At 66.6% G+C, this 18,614-nt stretch carries 18 protein-coding genes; 7 read left to right on the top strand and 11 right to left on the bottom strand.

Annotation, left to right across the window (positions count from 1 at the left end):
* Positions 1-343: 343 nt before the first annotated feature.
* Positions 344-577, bottom strand: coding sequence for a hypothetical protein (locus tag KXV01_RS02955; RefSeq protein ID WP_049435736.1), 234 nt, complete (start codon positions 575-577; stop codon positions 344-346).
* Between the two features lie 171 nt (positions 578-748).
* On the opposite strand from KXV01_RS02955, the gene parE reads away from it, so the two are divergent.
* The 3 genes from parE (at position 749) to KXV01_RS02940 (ending at position 4,950) form a co-directional block, all read left to right on the top strand.
* On the top strand, positions 749-2,638 hold the full coding sequence (gene parE, locus KXV01_RS02950) for a DNA topoisomerase IV subunit B (RefSeq protein WP_049416636.1): 1,890 nt from the start codon (positions 749-751) through the stop codon (positions 2,636-2,638).
* Between the two features lie 126 nt (positions 2,639-2,764).
* Complete coding sequence (locus KXV01_RS02945; protein WP_111097232.1) at positions 2,765-3,343, top strand: GNAT family protein; 579 nt, start codon at positions 2,765-2,767, stop codon at positions 3,341-3,343.
* Positions 3,344-3,453: 110 nt separating this feature from the next.
* Positions 3,454-4,950, top strand: coding sequence for a S10 family peptidase (locus KXV01_RS02940; RefSeq protein WP_032954081.1), 1,497 nt, complete (start codon positions 3,454-3,456; stop codon positions 4,948-4,950).
* A 463-nt stretch (positions 4,951-5,413) separates the two neighbouring features.
* Here KXV01_RS02940 and KXV01_RS02935 read toward each other — a convergent pair whose 3' ends face one another.
* Together KXV01_RS02935 and KXV01_RS02930 are read right to left on the bottom strand one after the other, a co-directional pair.
* The gene (locus KXV01_RS02935) at positions 5,414-6,535 is read right to left on the bottom strand and encodes an inorganic phosphate transporter (RefSeq protein ID WP_019658889.1); all 1,122 of its coding nucleotides are present in this window, start codon (positions 6,533-6,535) and stop codon (positions 5,414-5,416) included.
* A gap of 13 nt (positions 6,536-6,548) precedes the next feature.
* Positions 6,549-7,175, bottom strand: a complete 627-nt coding sequence (locus KXV01_RS02930) for a DUF47 family protein (protein WP_004152833.1) — start codon at positions 7,173-7,175, stop codon at positions 6,549-6,551.
* A gap of 292 nt (positions 7,176-7,467) precedes the next feature.
* Between KXV01_RS02930 and KXV01_RS02925 the strand changes: the two genes are divergently transcribed.
* The gene (locus KXV01_RS02925; RefSeq protein ID WP_049410714.1) at positions 7,468-8,772 is read left to right on the top strand and encodes a hemolysin family protein; all 1,305 of its coding nucleotides are present in this window, start codon (positions 7,468-7,470) and stop codon (positions 8,770-8,772) included.
* The gene (locus KXV01_RS02920; RefSeq protein WP_263467496.1) at positions 8,756-9,415 is read left to right on the top strand and encodes an exopolysaccharide biosynthesis protein; all 660 of its coding nucleotides are present in this window, start codon (positions 8,756-8,758) and stop codon (positions 9,413-9,415) included. The genes KXV01_RS02925 and KXV01_RS02920 overlap by 17 nt, the downstream gene beginning before the upstream one ends.
* A gap of 112 nt (positions 9,416-9,527) precedes the next feature.
* Here KXV01_RS02920 and KXV01_RS02915 read toward each other — a convergent pair whose 3' ends face one another.
* The 4 genes from KXV01_RS02915 to KXV01_RS02900 all read right to left on the bottom strand — a co-directional run bounded on the left by KXV01_RS02915 (position 9,528) and on the right by KXV01_RS02900 (position 12,705).
* On the bottom strand, positions 9,528-10,025 hold the full coding sequence (locus KXV01_RS02915) for a pyridoxamine 5'-phosphate oxidase family protein (RefSeq protein ID WP_005416015.1): 498 nt from the start codon (positions 10,023-10,025) through the stop codon (positions 9,528-9,530).
* A gap of 69 nt (positions 10,026-10,094) precedes the next feature.
* Complete coding sequence (locus KXV01_RS02910) at positions 10,095-11,090, bottom strand: LLM class flavin-dependent oxidoreductase (RefSeq protein ID WP_049438818.1); 996 nt, start codon at positions 11,088-11,090, stop codon at positions 10,095-10,097.
* Positions 11,091-11,281: 191 nt separating this feature from the next.
* Positions 11,282-12,049 carry a sulfurtransferase gene (locus KXV01_RS02905; RefSeq protein WP_049410727.1) on the bottom strand — a complete coding sequence of 256 codons (768 nt, stop codon included), beginning with the start codon at positions 12,047-12,049 and terminating at the stop codon, positions 11,282-11,284.
* Between the two features lie 290 nt (positions 12,050-12,339).
* A complete protein-coding gene (locus tag KXV01_RS02900) occupies positions 12,340-12,705 on the bottom strand; it encodes a DUF6164 family protein (RefSeq protein ID WP_049414256.1) in 366 nt (121 codons plus the stop codon).
* A 70-nt stretch (positions 12,706-12,775) separates the two neighbouring features.
* Between KXV01_RS02900 and KXV01_RS02895 the strand changes: the two genes are divergently transcribed.
* Together KXV01_RS02895 and KXV01_RS02890 are read left to right on the top strand one after the other, a co-directional pair.
* Positions 12,776-13,210 carry an FKBP-type peptidyl-prolyl cis-trans isomerase gene (locus KXV01_RS02895; protein ID WP_049414258.1) on the top strand — a complete coding sequence of 145 codons (435 nt, stop codon included), beginning with the start codon at positions 12,776-12,778 and terminating at the stop codon, positions 13,208-13,210.
* Positions 13,197-14,444, top strand: a complete 1,248-nt coding sequence (locus KXV01_RS02890) for a TIGR03862 family flavoprotein (RefSeq protein ID WP_049414260.1) — start codon at positions 13,197-13,199, stop codon at positions 14,442-14,444. The genes KXV01_RS02895 and KXV01_RS02890 overlap by 14 nt, the downstream gene beginning before the upstream one ends.
* A gap of 39 nt (positions 14,445-14,483) precedes the next feature.
* On the opposite strand, the gene KXV01_RS02885 is transcribed toward KXV01_RS02890, so the two are convergent.
* The 4 genes from KXV01_RS02885 to KXV01_RS02870 form a co-directional block, all read right to left on the bottom strand.
* A complete protein-coding gene (locus tag KXV01_RS02885) occupies positions 14,484-14,945 on the bottom strand; it encodes a GNAT family N-acetyltransferase (protein ID WP_111096521.1) in 462 nt (153 codons plus the stop codon).
* A 105-nt stretch (positions 14,946-15,050) separates the two neighbouring features.
* Positions 15,051-16,673, bottom strand: a complete 1,623-nt coding sequence (locus tag KXV01_RS02880) for an FMN-binding glutamate synthase family protein (RefSeq protein WP_049414263.1) — start codon at positions 16,671-16,673, stop codon at positions 15,051-15,053.
* 55 nt (positions 16,674-16,728) lie between these two features.
* The gene (locus KXV01_RS02875; RefSeq protein ID WP_049438824.1) at positions 16,729-18,015 is read right to left on the bottom strand and encodes a nucleotide sugar dehydrogenase; all 1,287 of its coding nucleotides are present in this window, start codon (positions 18,013-18,015) and stop codon (positions 16,729-16,731) included.
* A 142-nt stretch (positions 18,016-18,157) separates the two neighbouring features.
* Entirely contained in the window at positions 18,158-18,592 is a 435-nt protein-coding gene (locus KXV01_RS02870) for a BLUF domain-containing protein (protein ID WP_099495007.1), read from the bottom strand.
* Positions 18,593-18,614: the final 22 nt, after the last annotated feature.

Here is an 18,614-nt window from a genome sequence, read left to right as displayed (position 1 = left end):
CGGGCATGGTGCTCAGAGGGGGTTTTCCGGTTCGCTGTGGCAGCGAGGGAGGTGCGGATCCGTGCGTCGGCAGGCGCCGGACGGGAACCATCGTGCGAGGTCGGGGCGACCGTGCCGGTCAAATCGACCGTCACCTGCGACCCGCCATGCTGGAAGCCACGCTTGGCCGCTCCAGCCCATTCGCAAAGGGTGGACACGCACTTACTCCCGGAAAGCCATAGTTTACAGATTGATGGCCGCCAACCCAAGGGGCAGACGCCACGTTCCTAAAAAGAAACGCCCCGCTGAGCGGGGCGTTCCGGAGCGCAACCCTTGTCGCAAGGGCGCTTGGCAGGCTGCGGGATCAGCGCTTCTTGCGCGCTTCCTCTTCCTCTTCCTGCTGCGGGGCCGGCTGGCCCTGCGCCTTCATCTGGGCATTGGCCTGGGCCCGACGCTTGGCCTTGGCATCGGCCTCGGCCTGCGCCTTGTCGGCCTGGTCACCCTGCTGCGGGGCCGGCTGGCCGGCGTTCTGCGCCACCACCAGCGGTACTGCAACGGCGGCAGCGGCCAGGATCGCAATGGTCAGCAACTTCTTCATGAGGTCCTCCTCGCGGTATGGCTTGGACGTTCAGACCCAACGGGGCCGCCGGCGTTCAGATTCCAGCGGCTGCCATTTTACCCCCTCTGCGTCGCCGAGACTGAACCGCAGGCGTGCAAAATCCCGTGCCAGACCCCACACTTGCCCGTCGCTCCAAGCTTTCGAAGACAGATGAACGCCCGCTATAACGCCGCCGATATTGAAGTCCTGTCCGGCCTTGACCCGGTCAAGCGCCGTCCCGGCATGTATACCGACACCGCGCGCCCGAACCACCTGGCGCAGGAAGTGATCGACAACTCGGTGGACGAGGCCCTCGCCGGCCACGCCCGTTCGATCGAGATCACCCTGTACAAGGACGGCAGCGTGGAGGTCAGCGATGACGGCCGCGGCATGCCAGTGGACATTCATCCGGAGGAGAAGATCCCGGGCGTCGAGCTGATCCTCACGCGGCTGCACGCAGGCGGCAAGTTCAGCAACAACAACTACACCTTCTCCGGCGGCCTGCACGGCGTCGGCGTCAGCGTGGTCAATGCGCTGTCGACCCTGGTGGAGGTGCACATCAAGCGCGACGGTGCCGAACACCGGATCACCTTCCGCAACGGCGACCGTGCCACGCCGCTGGAAGTGGTCGGCAGCGTCGGCAAGAAGAACACCGGTACCCGCGTGCGCTTCTGGCCGGACCCGAAGTACTTCGATACGCCGAAATTCGCGGTGCGCGCGCTGAAGCACCTGCTGCGCGCCAAGGCAGTGCTGTGCCCGGGCCTGACCGTGAAGCTGACCGATGAAGCCACCGGTGAAGTCGATACCTGGTACTACGAGGACGGCCTGCGCGATTACCTGAAGCTGGAGCTGGGCGATCGCGAGATGCTGCCGGCCGAGCTGTTCGTCGGCAGCCTGAAGAAAGACACCGAGATCGTGGACTGGGCCGTGGCCTGGCTGCCGGAAGGCGAGCTGGTGCAGGAAAGCTATGTCAACCTGATCCCCACCGCCCAGCACGGCACCCACGTCAACGGCCTGCGTACCGGCCTGACCGAGGCGCTGCGCGAGTTCTGCGACTTCCGCAACCTGCTGCCGCGTGGCGTCAAGCTGGCCCCGGAAGACGTGTGGGACCGCGTGTCGTTCGTGCTGTCGCTGAAGATGACCGACCCGCAGTTCAGCGGCCAGACCAAGGAACGCCTGTCCTCCCGCCAGGCCGCCGGCTTCATCGAAGGCGCCGCCCATGATGCCTTCAGCCTGCTGCTCAACCAGAACGTGGAGCTGGGCGAGAAGATCGCGCAGATCGCCATCGAGCGCGCCAGCGCGCGCCTGAAGACCGAAAAGCTGGTCGTCCGCAAGAAGGTCACCCAGGGCCCGGCCCTGCCCGGCAAGCTGGCCGACTGCATCAGCCAGGATCTGTCGCGTACCGAGCTGTTCCTGGTGGAAGGTGATTCGGCAGGCGGCAGCGCCAAGCAGGCCCGCGACAAGGATTTCCAGGCGATCATGCCGCTGCGCGGCAAGATCCTGAACACCTGGGAAGTCTCGTCCAACAGCGTGCTGGCCTCGGAGGAAGTACACAACCTGGCCATCGCCATCGGCTGCGATCCCGGCAAGGACGACATCAGCGGCCTGCGCTACGGCAAGGTGATCATCCTGGCCGACGCCGACTCCGACGGCCTGCACATCGCAACGCTGCTGACCGCGTTGTTCCTGAAGCACTTCCCGGCACTGGTCGATGCCGGCCATGTGTTCGTGGCGATGCCGCCGCTGTTCCGCATCGACGTCGGCAAGCAGGTGTTCTATGCCCTGGACGAGGAAGAAAAGCGCTCGATGCTGGACAAGATCGAGCGCGAGAAGATCAAGGGCGCCATCAACGTCACCCGCTTCAAGGGCCTGGGCGAGATGAACCCGCCGCAGCTGCGCGAGTCGACCATCCACCCGGATACGCGCCGCCTGGTCCAGCTGACCGTGGACGATGGCGAGCAGACCCGCTCGCTGATGGACATGCTGCTGGCCAAGAAGCGCGCGTCCGACCGCAAGGGCTGGCTGGAGTCGAAGGGCGACCTGGCTTCGCTGGAAGTCTGATCCCTCGCGGGGTCGGATCCGTTTCCCGCCGGGAAAGGGATCCGACCCATCCGCCCCGGGGCATTCCGCCCCCATCGGCAAACCCGGCGGCGCCATAATGCGCGTCCATCCGCGTGGACCACCGTATTGGCCAGCCACTCGCTGCTGTTCCCCGACCTGCCGCTGCACAGTGCACGGCTGGTCCTGAGCCCGATCCGCCGTGACGACGCCGCCGCGCTGTTCACGCTGCAGTCCGATCCCGATGTGATGCGCTGGTGGAATCATCCGGCCTGGACGCGACAGGCCGAGGCGCGCGAGCAGATCGACGATGATCTCGCAGCCCATGCCATCGGTACCCAGCTGAAGCTGGCCGTGCGCGAATCACTGGAAGGTCCACTGCTGGGCATCTGCGTGGTGTTTGCAGTGGACCGCACTGCAGCCCGCGCCGAGATCGGCTACCTGCTGGCACCGGACCGCCAGGGCCAGGGCTACATGCACGAGGCCCTGCGGCAGGTACTGGCCTACCTGTTCGGCACCCTCCACCTGCATCGCGTGGAAGCCGAGATCGACCCGCGCAACGCACCCTCCGCGCATGTGCTCGAACGCCTGGGCTTCCGCCGCGAGGGAGTGCTGCGCCAGCGCTGGCGCATCCAGGGGGAACTGGCCGACTCGGCCGTCTACGGCCTGCTTGCCGATGACAAAGCGGCAACCGCCCTGTCCGCTTGACCCAAGCTGGCCAATAGCGGCCGCAACGCCCGGCCATGCCTTTGGACACATACGGCATGGGCGGCCACCGCCCTAGCATCGGAATCCCCTTCCGCTGCCCACCCGGTGCCATGAAGTCCCTGTTGCACACTGCCGCGCTCTGCGTCGGCCTGCTCATCGCCCCAGCCAGCGTGCTGGCCGCGCCTGATGCCGACGCCAAGCCCGATCCGAAAGACGACAAGACCGAGGCACCTGCGTTGCCCGCAGACGCCTCGGCCCGCCAGAGCATGCGCCTGGCCGGCCGCACGCTGGACTACACCGCCACCGTCGGCACCCTGCCGGTACGCGATGCCAAGGGCAAGGTGATCGCCGACGTGGTGTTCACCGCCTACACGATGCCGGGCAAGGACCGGCCGGTGACCTTCGCGCTCAATGGCGGCCCCGGGGCATCGTCGGTCTACCTCAACATGGGCGCGATCGGGCCCAAGGTGGTGACCTTCGGCTCCGAGGGTGACAGCGCGTCGGCGCCGGCCACGCTGCACGACAACCCCGGCACCTGGCTGGACTTCACCGATCTGGTGTTCATCGATCCGGTCGGCACCGGCTTCAGCCGCGCTCGCATCGGCGACGATGAAGCGAAGAAGGCGCTGTACAACCCCAGCGCCGACATCGAATACCTGTCACGCTCGATCTACGACTGGCTGCTGCGCAACCAGCGCATGGCGTCGCGCAAGTACCTGACCGGCGAGAGCTACGGCGGCTACCGCGGCCCGCGCATCACCCACTACCTGCAGACCCGGCTGGGTGTTGCGATGAACGGCCTGGTGCTGGTCTCGCCGTACCTGAGCCCGACCCTGGAAGACAACGCCGATGTTTCGCCGATGGCGTGGATGCAGACCCTGCCGTCGATCGCCGCCGCGCACCTGGAGCGCCAGGGCAAGCTGACCGATGCAGCCATGCGCGAAGTAGTGGAATACACCCGTGGCGACTACGCCACCGCATTGATGAAGGGCCGCAGCGATCCGCAGGCGACCGAGGCGATGCTGCGCCGGGTGACCGAACTGACCGGACTGGACCCGCAGTTCGTGCGCCGTGCCGGTGGCCGGCTGGAAACCCAGGCCTACCTGCGGGAAGTGTTCCGCGACAAGGGCACGCTGGGCAGCCGTTACGATTCCAACGTGACCGCGTTCGATCCATTCCCGAACGATCCGGAGCAGCGCGCCAACGATCCGCTGCTGGACAGCATCATCGCGCCGACGACCACGGCGATGGTCGACTTCGTGACGCGCGTGGTCGGCTGGAAGGTGGACGCGCGGTACCAGGCGCTGAACTACGACGTGAACCGGCTGTGGGACCGCAATGGCGAGCTGCGCGATGGCGCGGTGACCCAGCTGCGCCAGGCCGTGGCGATCGACCCGCACCTGCAGGTGCTGATCGTGCATGGCTGGAACGACCTGTCGTGCCCGTTCATGGGTTCGATCCTGACCGTGGACCAGATGCCGACGATGGGCAGCAATCCGGACCGGGTGCAGGTGCGCAGTTATCCGGGCGGGCACATGTTCTACAGCCGGGCCGACAGCCAGGCGGCGTTCCGCAGGGATGTGCAGGCGCTGTTCCAACGGAATTGAGGAGGGTCGGCCGGGCCTGCGGCCCGGCACCCGCCGGATCAACGGCAACGGCAAAAGCAGGGTTTCCGTGGGCTGGCGAGGTGAGGTGGGGTTGCAGGACACGCCGTAAACCCCGCTCCGCGGCCCGGCCCAGCCGTTGGCGGCTGTGCGTTCGGGCGCTTGCGAAGCAGTGCTTCGCAAGCAAAGCGCCCTCACCCCTGGGGGCTCGATGGCGCCATCCATGGCGCCAACGGTCCTGCAACCCCACCCCACCCCGCCTTGGACAGTTTCCCGCTGCTGCTGGTGGGTGCCGATCGTTGGTCGGCACGGGGGCGGATCCCGTTGCTCGGCAACGGGCTCTGACCCTGGTTCTGCTCTGGTAGGTGTCGACCTTGGTCGACACGATGTGTGCGGAAAAATTCTTGCCCATGAAAAAGCCCGCCTGATATGGCGGGCTTTTCCGTTTGCAACCTTGGCGTGGCGATCAGGTCCAGCCGAACAGCTCGAACAGCTTCAGGATCAGGTACGCACAGCCGCCTGCGGCCGGAATGGTCAGGATCCAGGCCCAGACGATGCGCTCGATCACGCCGAACTTCAGCGAACGCGGGTTCTTGGCGAAGCCGACGCCCATGATCGCGGTGGAGATGCTGTGCGTGGTCGAGACCGGCATGCCGAAGTGGGCCGCCAGGGTCAGGATGGTGGCCGAGCTGGTCTCCGCGGCGAAGCCGTGGATCGGGTGCAGCTTGACCATCTTGTGGCCCAGGGTCTTGATGATCTTCCAGCCACCCGAAGCGGTACCGGCCGCCATCACCACCGCGCAGGTCAGCACGATCCACATGGCGATGCCGTCACCGGCGTGCGCGTCCGGGTGCATGAAGGCCAGCCAGGACGGCAGATCGTTCAGTGCGCCGGTGGCTTCGGCACCAATCAGGGTCATCGCGATGATGCCCATGGTCTTCTGCGCGTCGTTGTGGCCGTGGGCGAAGCCCATGTAGGCCGCCGAGGCGATCTGCGCCTTGCCGAAGAAGGCATTGACGATGCGCGGACGGGCCAGGCGGCCGATGGCGCCACCGACCTTGGCCAGGCCGGCGATCAGCGCCCACAGCAGCACCATCACCACGATGCCGAGCAGGAAGCCGGCGATCGGCGAGGTGATCATCGGCACGAACACCTTCCACAGCAGGCCCTTGTTCTGCGCCCAGCTGCCCAGGCGCTCCGACCAGATCAGCGCGTCCCAGTTGTTGTGGGCCGCGGCCAGGCCGGCACCGCAGAGACCACCGATCAGGGCGTGCGAGGACGAGGACGGCAGGCCCTTCCACCAGGTGATCAGGTTCCAGATGATGCCGCCCAGCAGGGCGCACAGGATCACCTGCGGAGTGACCTCGACCACGTTGGTGTTGAGCAGGCCCGAGGCGATGGTCAGCGCCACCGCAGTGCCGGTCAGCGCACCGATGAGGTTCATGAAGGCGGCCAGCATCACCGCCCAGCCGGGCGAGAGCACCTTGGTCGCCACTACGGTGGCAATGGAGTTGGCAGTGTCGTGGAAGCCGTTGATGAACTCGAAGACGAGCGCGGCCAGGATCACCACCAGGACAAGGGTCAACATGCGGCGGCGTCCGTCAGCTGTTCTTCAACACGATCTGGTACGCCACCACGCCGGCCTCGCGGCAACGGTCGATGGCCTTTTCCAGGATCTCGAAGAATTCCTTCAGCAGGAACATCTGCAGGTTGTCCAGGCGACCGGAGTAGATGTCGCGGTACAACTCGAGCATCAGGCGATCGGCCTCGTTCTCCAGCGAACGCAGCTTCTCGTTCAGCGCGGTCATCCGGTCCAGGTTCATGTGGCGCAGGTCGGCCACCATCTCCACCACTACGCCGGCGGCCTGTTCCAGCATCGCCGCGCGCGGCGCGAAGTCGATGTGCTCCAGGTGGGTCGTGGCCAGCGAATAGCGATCGGCGAACTTCTCGATCTGCTTCGGAATCTTGTACAGGGCCGAACCCAGCGCTTCGATGTCTTCGCGCTCGATCGGGGTCATGAAGCTGTCCACCAGCGCCTGGCTGATCTTGTCCGAGGCCGCGCGTTCGCGCAGGCGGGCCAGCTTGAAGGCGTCCAGCGCGGGCTGGCGGTCGGCCTCGCGCAGCATGGAATGCAGCGCCTTGGCGGCATCGGAAGCCGCGACGGCAGCCTCATCGAGCAGGGTGTAGAACTGTTTGCCGGAACCGAAAATGGTCTGCAGAGAGAACATTGAGAAACCTGTCAGCCGTCGCGGGAAGGACGGCACCAGAGCGAATTATGACGGCTAGATGACCATCACGGGTATCCCCGCACCCTTTCCGGGCTCTTGGAGCCCCAACCTGAACAGGCGGTTGCCACCCTGCCACGCCCCTTTGCTAAGATGCCAGCGCGCCTTCGGGCGCACCTTATGGACGACGACCCTAATCCCCCTGCGCCGCGCCGGACCCCGTTCCTGAGCGCCAGCCGCCATCGCAAGCACCCGCCCTCCCTGCCACCAACCGGGGACGACGCCCGTGTTTGAAATGATCCTGATTGTCTTCGCGCTTGTTCTGCTGAACGGCTTCTTCGCCATGTCCGAGATGTCGGTCATGACCTCGCGCAAGAGCCGCCTGAAGCAGATGGCCGCCACCTCCAAGCGCGCCGCCAAGGCGCTGGAGCTTTCGGAGAAGCCGGAGAGCTTCCTGTCCACCGTGCAGATCGGCATCACCGTGATCGGCGTGCTGACCGGCTACCTCGGTGGTGATGCGATCGGCGACGCGATCGCCGGCTGGCTGCAGGGCCTGATGCCCGGCTTTGCGTACGCGCGCGAGGTGGGCACCGCCCTGGCGGTCTCGCTGATCACCTTCATCACGCTGATCTTCGGCGAACTGGTGCCCAAGCGTCTGGCCTTGACCCGCTCCGAGGCCATTGCCGGCCTGGTCGCGATGCCGATGAGCTGGCTGGCCAGGCTGGCCCTGCCCTTCGTCTGGCTCCTGTCCAAGACCACCCAGCTGGTACTGAAGGTGCTGGGCCTGGGCAAGGACGAGGCCGCGCAGGTGACTGAAGAAGAGATCCGGATGCTGGTGGCCGAGAGCCACGAAGCTGGCGTGATCGACGCCCACGAGCGCGACATGATGAACCGCGTCATGCGCCTGGGCGACCGCACCGCCGACAGCCTGATGACCCCGCGCAACCGGATTGCCTGGCTCGACACCCAGGCCGGGCTGGAGCGCAATCTGGACATCATGGCCGAGCACGAGTTCTCGCGGTACCCGGTGTACCGCGATAACGACATGGACGTGGTCGGCGTGCTGGAGCTGAAATCGCTGGCCACGCGCATGGCGCGCGGCGACAACGCGCTGTTCCAGACCCTGCGCGAACCGCTGTACGTCTCCGAATCGACCCACGCGATGAAGCTGCTGGAGATCTTCCGCGAGGAACAGCAGTCGATGGCGCTGGTGGTGGACGAGTACGGCGAGATCCAGGGCCTGGTGACCATCAGCGACCTGATGGGCGCGGTGGTCGGCCGCCTGCAGGCAGTGGAAAATGCCGACGAGGATGCGCTGGTGGTGACCCGCGAGGACGGCTCGCTGCTGGTGGACGGCTCGCTGCCGATCGAAGACCTGCGCGAGCTGATCGGCAGCAACGAGCTGCCCGATGCCGAAGATGGCGACTACTACACGCTGGCCGGCATGTGCATCCACTACTTCGGCCGCATCCCGCACGCAGGCGAGTACTTCGACTGGGCCGGCTGGCGCTTCGAGGTGGTCGACCTGGACGGTGCGCGGGTGGACAAGCTGCTGCTGCGCACGTTGTCCGACGAGCAGGCCGATGAGCTCACCGCCTGAGGCCGGCCAGGGCCAGGGTGCGGAGCGCCCGACCTACCGCAACGAGGGCATCCGCACCCTGCTGGAGATGTTCGCCTCGGGCGATCCCGCCGAGCACATGCCACTCGGCCAGATCCTCAGCAACCTGCAGCAGAGCGCGTTCGGCGTGTTCCTGTTCGTGGCGATCCTGCCCTCGTTCATCCCGATCCCGGGCATGGGGGGGGCGGTCAGCGGCCCACTGGTGGTCCTGATCGGCCTGCAGATGCTGTGTTGCCTGCGCCGGCCCTGGCTACCCGGTTTCATTGCCCGACGCGGGCCGAAGCGCGGCACCATGCACCGCTTCCTGGACCGTATCGATCACCCGTTGCGGCGGCTGGACAGGATGCTGAAGCCTCGCCTGCCGCAGTTGCTGACACCGCTGCCCGCGCACGCCTTCAGCGGCCTGCTGCTGGTGCTGCTGGGCATCCTGCTGTCGTTGCCGATTCCGTTCACCAACTTCCTGTTCGGCTTCCAGCTGCTGCTGTTCTCGCTGGCGCTGCTGGAGCGCGATGGTGCATTGATGCTGTTCAACTGGATCGCAGCACTGGTGGCGATCGCGTTCTTCGGCTTCAGTTCTGGGCAGCTGGTGGGCTATACAGTGGAGCTGTTCCAGCGCTGGTTCTGAAGCGGCATCCGGTAGAGCCGGCCGCTGGCCGGCTGCCACGCTTCCAGGGTTGCCGGCCAGCGGCCGGCACTACCCGCATCCGCTAGATCCACGCCACGCGTGGATGCGGCAATCACCGAAGGTCGACGAATCCGTTGTCCGCCAGCGGTGCCGGATCATCCTGCACCGCCGACAGCACGAAGCTCAACGCCTTGCCCAGCAAGGTGCCCGGGCCGTCCCAGTATTCGGCGCTATCGGCGCGCACATGGATCAGGCGAAGGTTGGGGTCCTCCTTGCCGGCGGGGAAGAACAGCTTCATCGCCGGCGACCACAGCTCTTCGATCTTCGCGCGATCATCGACAACCCGCGCCCGCCCCGCCACAGACACATAGGTGTTCTTCGATGGCGAGGCATAGGCCACATTGACGCGCGGGTCGAGCGCGATCTCGGCCACCTTCGGGCTGTCGGCGGTGATCACGAACCACAGGTCACCGTCGAAGGCGACCTGCTGGGTGGCCAACGGCCGGCTGTAGAGTCGCCCGTCGACGCCGGTAGTGGTGAACATCGCCACCTCCACGTCCTTGATCAGTTCAGCCAGCTGGGCAATGTGTTCGGCACGGGTCTCGGCCATGGTGGGAACTCCAGAAGTGGGAGCTCCCATCAGACGCGGATCGGCCGCAACGGGCCGTGACGCGATTGTTCAGCCCGCGTGGCGGCCATGCCAGGCGTTCATCGCCAGCTCGAAGGAACGCAGGCGCGCACGGTGGTCATACAGGTTGGCAGTGAGCATCAGCTCGTCAGGCTTGTGCCGCTCAACGAAAGCGGCGATGCCCTCGGCCACCTGCTGCGGATCGCCCAGTACGGTGCAGGCCAGGGCCCGTTCCACGCCGAGCTTTTCGTGCGGCTCCCAGAAGGACTCGATGTCGTCGATCGGCGGCGGGATTTTGCCGGGCCGGCCGCGGCGCAGGTTGACGAAACTCTGCTGTTGGCTGGTGAACAGGCGACGCGACTCGGCTTCGCTGTCGCTGGCAACAACGTTCAGGGCCAGCATCGCGTGCGGCTGCTTCAACGTGGCCGAGGGGCGGAATTCGCGGCGGTACACCGCCAGCGCTTCGTCCATCACGTCCGGCGCGAAGTGCGAGGCGAATGCATATGGCAGCCCCATCGAGGCAGCCATGCGTGCGCCGAACTGGCTCGAACCGAGGATCCAGGTCGGCACTCGCAGGCCGCCCCCCGGAACGGCCTGCACCGCCTGTCCAGGCTGGACCGGCTCGAAGTAGTGCAGCAGCTCGCGCACGTCCTGCGGGAACTGGTCGGCACTGTCGAAATAGCGGCGCAGTGCACGTGCGGTCGGCTGATCGGTACCCGGCGCACGGCCCAGGCCAAGGTCGATGCGGTCCGGATACAGCGAGGCCAGCGTTCCGAACTGCTCGGCCACCTGCAGCGGGGCATGATTGGGCAGCATGATGCCGCCCGCGCCGACACGGATGCGCCGGGTGCCACCGGCAACATGGCCGATCAGCACGGCGGTGGCGGCACTGGCGATGCCGGGCATGTTGTGGTGTTCGGCCAGCCAGTAGCGGCGGTAGCCCAGTGCATCGGCGTGCTGGGCCAGTTCCAGCATGTTGGCGAAGGCGGCGGTGGTGTCACTGCCCTCGCAGACCGGGGCCAGGTCAAGGATCGACAACGGGATCATCAGGCGCTTTTCCGTCACAGGATCACCTCTGCATGGGGGCGGCCGGGCGCAGCGGCCAGTGACGGTGGCGGGATGCTGATTCCCGTAGGGCGGGTTCAGGACCCGCTGCGCTTGGTCCGGTAGAGCCGGCCGCTGGCCGGCGGGCAACGTGCCCTGGCAGCCGGCCAGCGGCCGGCTCTACCGGGCAAGCGTCAGAACGCGCTGGGGCGCGGTTCGGGCAGCGGCTGGTCGACCATCGGCTTCAGCTCGGCATCCAGCGCCACGCGCTCATCGAACACGAAGCAGCGGCCTTCGTAGCCTTCGCCGCCCACCTCCTCGAAGTAGCCGAGGATGCCGCCATCGAGCTGCAGGACATTGTCCATGCCGTCATTGACCATCCACAGCGCGGCCTTCTCGCAGCGGATGCCGCCGGTGCAGAAACTGACCACGGTGCTGTCCCGCAGCGCATCGCGATGCGGCGCCAGCGCCTCGGGCAGGTCGGTGAACTTGCGGATGGGCAACACCAGCGCATCCTTGAAGGTGCCGTACTCCACTTCCTGCAGATTTCGCGTATCGAGCATCACCACCGGCTTGCCGGCATCGTCATGCCCCTGCCGAAGCCAGCGCTGCACGGTGGCAGGATCGACCGACGGTGCACGCGGATAGCCCAGCGGCTGGCCGTCATCGCGGCGGAAGCTGATGATCTCGTCCTTGACCTTGGCCTTCAGCCGCGCGAACGGCTGGTGCTCGCTCAGGCTGGTCTTGACCCGCATGTCGGCGAAACGCGCATCGGCATGCAGCGCTGCATAGAAGCCCTCGACGGCCTCCGGGGCACCCGCCAGGAACAGGTTCAGCCCCTCGCCCGCCACCAGGATCGTGCCCCGCAGCTCCGCCGCCTCGGCGCGCGCCAGCAACTGGTCGCACAGGGCCTGGGGGGCGTCGATGACGGCGAAATGGTAGGCAGCGGTATTGGCGATCATGCCGCCATTTTAGCGCCTCCCGCCCGCACAGACAGATTCAGGGTTCAGTGCCCTCTGCGCAGCAGAGGGATCCGACCCCAAGCCCGGCAGACACCCGGAATCTGTCAGGGGTGGGGCGGTGTGGGCAGGCGGGGGCGCAGAGCACCATGGATGGCGCTCTACGAGGCACGCAGGAGCAGCTTTTGCCGTCCCCCGCCTGCCCACACCGCCCCACCCTCCCACTGAAGCCCGGCTTTTGACGTTGCCGTTGCGTCTGCGGGTGCGGGGTGCAACCCGGCCAGAAGCCCCCTTTACCCCCGCAACAACACGAACGGCAGCAGCACCAGCGCCGCCGCACCGGCCATCGCCAGCAGCACCAGCACCACGAACAGCGGCCGCCGCCGGAACAGGCTGCCGAACGTCTCCGCCGTGCCCTCGCGCAACGCCTGCTCACGCTGGGCACGGATGCGCGGCCCGCGTTCGGCCTGGTATTCCGCCATCAGCGCCTTCGCACGCGGATGATCAGCGTCGTCGCGCAGCCACAGGCCACCATTGGAAATGCCCCACGGGCTGGGTTCGGTGCGATACCAGGCGATGCCGTGCTGGTCGAGCAGCGTGCAGACATCGGCATATTCGTCGTCGCCGACATTGCGCAGATTGAGCAGGAGTTTTGCCATGGCGCCATGATACCCGGCGCCGATGCGCTACCCTTGCCGCCCTCGCCCCGCGCCCTTCTGGAGACGCCCGATGCGCCGCCTGCTGCTTCCCCTGCTGCTGTCCCTCGCCGCCGCTGGCTGCTCGACCGAGCCATCCGGCCCGCCGCCCGGCGGCACGCTGACCACCTTCGAGCGGATCGATACCGTGCCCGGCACCGGCGCCGAAGCCATCGCCGGCAGCAAGGTCACGGTGCACTACACCGGCTGGATCTACGACAACCGTACCGAGACCAGGCACGGCAAGACCTTTGACAGCTCCTTCAAGCACGGCGAGCCGTTCACCTTCGCGCTCGGCGCCGGCCAGGTCATCCGCGGCTGGGATGAGGGCGTGGCCGGCATGAAGGTCGGCGGCAAGCGCACGCTGATGATTCCGCCGGACTACGGCTACGGGGACCGCAAGGTCGGCCCGATTCCAGCGGGCTCGTCGCTGGTGTTCGACGTCGAGCTGCTCGATGTCAAACCGTAATGCCGCCATGCCCCGTCGGGTCGTCGTCATTGGCGGCGGCCCGGCCGGCCTGTTCGCCGCCGAACGCCTGCGTGCCGCTGGGCTGGAGGTCGACCTGTACGAGGCCAAGGGGTCGCCTGGCCGCAAGTTCCTGATCGCCGGCAAGGGCGGCCTCAACCTCACCCATTCCGATCCGCGGCCGTTGTTCGACAGCCGCTACCGCGAGCAGGCCGCTGTGGTCGGCAGCTGGCTGGACGGCTTCGACGCACAGGCACTGCGTGACTGGGCCGCTGGCCTGGGCGTGGAAACCTATGTGGGCAGCTCCGGCCGCGTGTTCCCGGTCGACCGCAAGGCGGCGCCGCTGCTGCGCGGCTGGGTGCGCCGATTGAAGGAACAGGGCGTGCGCCTGCACGCCAACCACCGTTGGATCGGCTGGAGCGACGACGGCGCCCTGCGCTTTGCCACCGATGCGGGCGAAGTCGATGTCCGCGCCAATGCCACCGTGCTGGCGATGGGCGGCGGCAGCTGGCCGCAGCTGGGCAGTGATGGCGCCTGGGTCGTGCCACTGCGGGCGCGTGGCGTGGACATCGCGCCGCTGCAGTCGGCCAACTGTGGCTTCGACGTGGACTGGACGCCGTTCTTTGCCCAGCGCAATGCCGGCGCACCATTGAAGCCGGTGGTCGCGCACTGGATCGACCTAGCGGGACAACCGCGGTCACTGCAGGGCGAGTGCGTGGCCAGCGAATATGGCATTGAAGGCAGTCTGGTCTACGCGTTGGCCGCCGACCTGCGCGAGACCATCAACCGCGATGGCCACGCAATGCTGTGGCTGGACCTGGTGCCCGGTCGCGACGAGGCACGCCTGCTGGCCGACCTGTCACGTCCCCGCAAGGGCCGAAGCTTCGGCGAGCACCTGCGCCGCCAGGCGGGTCTGGATGCGGTGAAGGCCGCACTCGTGTTCGAGATTCTTGGCAGGGAGGCCGGCAACGACCTGCCAGCTGTGGCCGCCACGCTCAAGCGCCTGCCGCTGCGCCTGCTGCGCCCCAGGCCGATGGCCGAGGTGATCAGCACCGCCGGTGGCGTGCGCCTGGATGCGCTGGATGACGGCCTGATGCTGCGGGCCGTTGCTGGCGTATTCTGCGCCGGTGAAATGCTGGACTGGGAAGCCCCCACCGGCGGCTACCTGCTGACGGCGTGCTATGCCAGTGGCCTGCGCGCCGCCGAGGGCGTGATCGGGTGGCTGGCCGGGCGGTGACGCCTGCCGTGTAGCGTCGAGCCCATGCTCGACGGCACATCACCACGGCCTGCGCATGCTCACCGAGGCCAGCGCCACACCGCTGGGATGCGCATAGGCTTCCTCACGCACGCTGACAAAGCCCTGCCGTTGATAGAACGGCACAGCATTGAGCGACGCCGACAGCACCACCTCGCGCTCACGATCGGCCATCGCCAACAGGCGCTGCATCAGCGCCTGGCCAATGCCCTGGCCGCCATGATCCGGATCGACGAACAACGCATCGACTTCATTGGCATCGGCATCAAACACGCCGAAGCCAAGCAGACTACCCTGCCCGTCCTCGGCCACCACGCAACCGCCCTGCCCCAGCAACCGCGCATACTGCGACGGTGGCGGCGAGGCCGACCACGGTGCAATGACCTCGGGAGGGTAATGGCTGCTGCAGGTTTCGCGCACACAGCGCGTGCGCAACGCCCACAGCGTGGCGACATCGTCGATGGTACCGGTCCTGAACTGCATGGCGCCTCCTTGTAGCGCCGAGCCCATGCTCGGCTCGGCTGTTCTTTGTTCCGACCTCGCAATGAGAGAAGCAGCCGAGCATGGGCTCGGCTCTACAAGGTCACGCTACCGCGACTTGCTGGCGCGCAGAGCCTGGATCTTCGGCGGCGGCTGGAACGAGTCGCTGCGCGCATCGGCCCAGAATGCATGGAACACCGCATGGTCGGGCACCGTGTGCAGCAGCTCGCCCGGTTCCAGGTAGCGGTAAAGCGACGCCAGCGAACGGATTTCCACCGGCGACACGCGACGCAGGATGTGCTCCGGCCCCAGCTCGGCAGGATCGTTCAGGCCCGCCGCGCACAACAGTTCCTTCAAGGCATGCAGCGTGTGCTCGTGATAGCTGTACACACGGGTGGCCTTGTCCGGTGCATCCAGATGCTTCCAGCGCGCCGGGTCCTGGGTCGCGATGCCGGTCGGGCACTTGTCGGTGTGGCAGCTCAACGACTGGATGCAGCCCAGCGCGAACATGAAGCCTCGGCCGGCATTGCACCAGTCGGCACCCAGCGCGATGGTGCGCGCGATGTCGAACGCACTGGTGATCTTGCCAGCGGCACCGATGCGGATGCGCTCGCGCAGATCCAGGCCGACCAGGGTGTTGTGCACCAGCAGCAGTGCTTCATGCATCGGTACGCCGACATGGTCGACGAATTCAGCCGGCGCCGCGCCGGTGCCTCCCTCGGCACCATCGACCACGATGAAGTCCGGCAGCAGCCCGGTTTCCTGCATCGCCTTGGCGATGCCGAACCATTCCCAGGGGTGGCCGATGGCCAGCTTGAAACCGACCGGCTTGCCACCGGACAGCTCGCGCAGCCGGGCCACGAACTGCAACAGTTCGACCGGCGTCGAGAATGCCGAGTGACGCGACGGCGATACGCAGTCCACGCCCATCGGAACACCACGGGTCACCGATATTTCGGCGGTCACCTTTGGTGCCGGCAGCACGCCGCCGTGGCCCGGCTTGGCACCCTGCGACAGCTTGATCTCGATCATCTTGACCTGGTCGTGGGTAGCGTTGGCGACGAAGCGCTCTTCGCTGAAACCACCCTTCTCGTCACGGCAGCCGAAGTAGCCCGATCCGATTTCCCAGACCAGATCGCCGCCCATCTCGCGGTGGTAGGGCGAAATCGAACCTTCGCCGGTGTCGTGGTAGAAGCCACCGCGCCGCGCACCTTCGTTCAATGCGCGGATCGCGTTGGCCGAGAGCGAACCGAAGCTCATCGCCGAGATGTTGAACACGCTGGCCGAATAAGGCTTGGCGCAGTTCGGGCCAATCAGGACGCGGAAATCATGCTTGGCAATGGAGGTGGGAGCCAGCGAATGGTTGATCCACTCGTAATCCACCGCATAGGTACTGCGCAGGGTACCGAACGGCACCGTGTCCATTTCGTTCTTTGCGCGCTGGTAGATCAGCGCACGCTGCTGGCGCGAGAACGGCACGTCCTCCAGGTCGCTCTGCACGAAGTACTGGCGGATTTCCGGGCCGATGGATTCCAGGCCATAGCGGAAATGCGCCATCACCGGATAGTTGCGGCGCAGCGTGCTGCGCTTCTGCAGCAGATCCCAGGTCCCCAGCGCCACCATCGCGGCAGTCAGGCCGACGCCCCAGTACCAGGCCGGCCAGATCGTGGCCAACCACAGGCAGATGGGAAACATCAGGATGGCGAGCAGGTAGACGATATACCGGTGCATGGCGTTCCTTGGTTGCAACTGCCTGCGAGTCTACCGCGCCGGCCATCACCGGCGTTTACAGGCGACCGTCAACCACGTTGCGCGGCCAGGCCGATTTCACGTCGTAGACGATGCCGCCGGGCGCCAGCAGCGCCTGGATTGCGGCGTCATCCATGGCTTTGAATCGGGCATGGGCCACCGCCAGAACTACGGCGTCGTAACTCCCCGCCACCGGCTCGGCCAGCCAGTGCACGCCCGCGTCGGCCAAGGCCGCCGGGCCGACCCACGGGTCGCTGACCTCCACCTGTGCGCCGCCATCACGCAGGCGCTGCGCCAGTTCCAACGCACGGCTGTTGCGCAGGTCCGGACAATCCTCCTTGAAGGTCACGCCCAGCACCAGGATACGCGACTGCGCAGGTGCGCGGCCGCGTTCGGCCAGCATTGCCAGCACACGCGACGCCACATGCTCACCGACGCGGTTGTTGACCTGCCGCGCGGTGTGGATCAGGTCCGGGTGGTAACCCACGCTCTCTGACTTGTGCAGCAGGTAGTACGGGTCCACGCCGATGCAGTGGCCGCCGACCAGGCCCGGCCGGAATGGCAGGAAGTTCCATTTGCTGCCGGCCGCGTCGAGCACATCCTGGGTGTCGATGCCGAGCCGGTCGAAGATCAGCGCCAGCTCATTGACCAGCGCGATGTTGACGTCACGCTGGATGTTCTCCACCACCTTGGCCGCTTCGGCCACACGCATCGACGGCGCCGGGAAGGTACCGGCGGCGATGATGCGCTGGTACAGGCCATCAATCACCGCAGCCACTTCCGGTGTCGACCCCGAGGTGATCTTGCGGATATCGGCCAGGCGCCGCTGGCGGTCGCCGGGGCTGACCCGCTCCGGGCTGTAACCACAGTAGAAGTCTTCGTTGAAGCGCAGCCCGGAAAGCTGCTCCAGCAGCGGCACGCAGACCTCTTCGGTGGTGCCGGGGTACACCGTGGATTCGTAGATCACCAGGTCACCCGCACGCAGGTGGCTGGCGATCAGTCGCGTCGCCGAACGCAGCGGCTCCAGATCAGGCTGCTCATAGGCGTCGATCGGGGTCGGCACGGTAACGATGTAGACATTGCAGGCATCGAGCAATGCCGGATCGCTGCCGTACTGCAACTGCTGTGCACTGGCCAGCTCATCGGCCTCCATTTCCAGCGTATGGTCCTGGCCGTCGCGGAGCTCGGCGATGCGATCAGCATCGATGTCGAAGCCCAGCGTCGGCCAGTGCCGACCGAAGGCCACCGCCAGCGGCAGGCCCACGTAGCCCAGCCCGATCACCGCGAAGCGCGGCGAAGCTGCTGCCGCAAGCGGCGCGCTCAACGCCGCATCCCATGCAACGGCTGAAATCGCATGCGTACTGCCATGAGCATGGCCGACCTACTCATTCGCTTTGCCACTCCGGGAAGATCCATGCCAGAAAGGCTACAGCCTAACGGCCCGGGTGCCCGGCCGCCAAGGAGGGTCAGGAGCCCAGTGCGACTGCGGCCGGCTCCAATTCACCATCGGCGCCGGTCCAGGCCTGCAGCAGGCGCTCGAAGCCACCGCTGCCCAGCACGAAGCCCGGCCATGAGGCGTCGACGATCTGTACCAGCAGGTCCGCATCAATGCGCCGGGTCCCCATCGACCAGCGCGGGAATGCCCGCTGCGCCACCGGCGCGCGGCACAGCACCTTCAGGTGTCCATGGCTGCGCGCATTGGCGATGCGCTGGTACACCGAATCGATGCCATCCTCCGGGCCTTCCAGGTACTGCAGGAAACGGCTGCCATCGAACATCAGCACACCCGTGACACCGGCTACTCGGTTGAATGCCGTGGCATCGGCCAGCAGGCGGTCAAGATCGGTTGTCTGCAGGTCGGCGCGGGCCTCGCTGGCATAGGCAATCGCGTGCAGCGACATCGGGTGGCTCCCCCCCTGGGAA

The organism is Stenotrophomonas sp. Ps181 (genome assembly GCF_025697425.1).
Taxonomy (GTDB): domain Bacteria; phylum Pseudomonadota; class Gammaproteobacteria; order Xanthomonadales; family Xanthomonadaceae; genus Stenotrophomonas; species Stenotrophomonas sepilia.
This window is presented reverse-complemented; position numbering and strand designations above follow the sequence as displayed.

Coding starts and splice junctions, on each gene's coding strand:
- KXV01_RS02910 (WP_049438818.1), bottom strand. CDS start 11,090: ATGATCCCGTTGTCGATCCTTGACCTGGCCCCGGTCTGCGAGGGCAGT.
- KXV01_RS02920 (WP_263467496.1), top strand. CDS start 8,756: ATGAGCTCACCGCCTGAGGCCGGCCAGGGCCAGGGTGCGGAGCGCCCG.
- KXV01_RS02955 (WP_049435736.1), bottom strand. CDS start 577: ATGAAGAAGTTGCTGACCATTGCGATCCTGGCCGCTGCCGCCGTTGCA.
- KXV01_RS02905 (WP_049410727.1), bottom strand. CDS start 12,049: ATGATCGCCAATACCGCTGCCTACCATTTCGCCGTCATCGACGCCCCC.
- KXV01_RS02900 (WP_049414256.1), bottom strand. CDS start 12,705: ATGGCAAAACTCCTGCTCAATCTGCGCAATGTCGGCGACGACGAATAT.
- parE (WP_049416636.1), top strand. CDS start 749: ATGAACGCCCGCTATAACGCCGCCGATATTGAAGTCCTGTCCGGCCTT.
- KXV01_RS02935 (WP_019658889.1), bottom strand. CDS start 6,535: ATGTTGACCCTTGTCCTGGTGGTGATCCTGGCCGCGCTCGTCTTCGAG.
- KXV01_RS02870 (WP_099495007.1), bottom strand. CDS start 18,592: ATGTCGCTGCACGCGATTGCCTATGCCAGCGAGGCCCGCGCCGACCTG.
- KXV01_RS02885 (WP_111096521.1), bottom strand. CDS start 14,945: ATGCAGTTCAGGACCGGTACCATCGACGATGTCGCCACGCTGTGGGCG.
- KXV01_RS02940 (WP_032954081.1), top strand. CDS start 3,454: ATGAAGTCCCTGTTGCACACTGCCGCGCTCTGCGTCGGCCTGCTCATC.
- KXV01_RS02925 (WP_049410714.1), top strand. CDS start 7,468: ATGATCCTGATTGTCTTCGCGCTTGTTCTGCTGAACGGCTTCTTCGCC.
- KXV01_RS02895 (WP_049414258.1), top strand. CDS start 12,776: ATGCGCCGCCTGCTGCTTCCCCTGCTGCTGTCCCTCGCCGCCGCTGGC.
- KXV01_RS02880 (WP_049414263.1), bottom strand. CDS start 16,673: ATGCACCGGTATATCGTCTACCTGCTCGCCATCCTGATGTTTCCCATC.
- KXV01_RS02890 (WP_049414260.1), top strand. CDS start 13,197: ATGTCAAACCGTAATGCCGCCATGCCCCGTCGGGTCGTCGTCATTGGC.
- KXV01_RS02915 (WP_005416015.1), bottom strand. CDS start 10,025: ATGGCCGAGACCCGTGCCGAACACATTGCCCAGCTGGCTGAACTGATC.
- KXV01_RS02930 (WP_004152833.1), bottom strand. CDS start 7,175: ATGTTCTCTCTGCAGACCATTTTCGGTTCCGGCAAACAGTTCTACACC.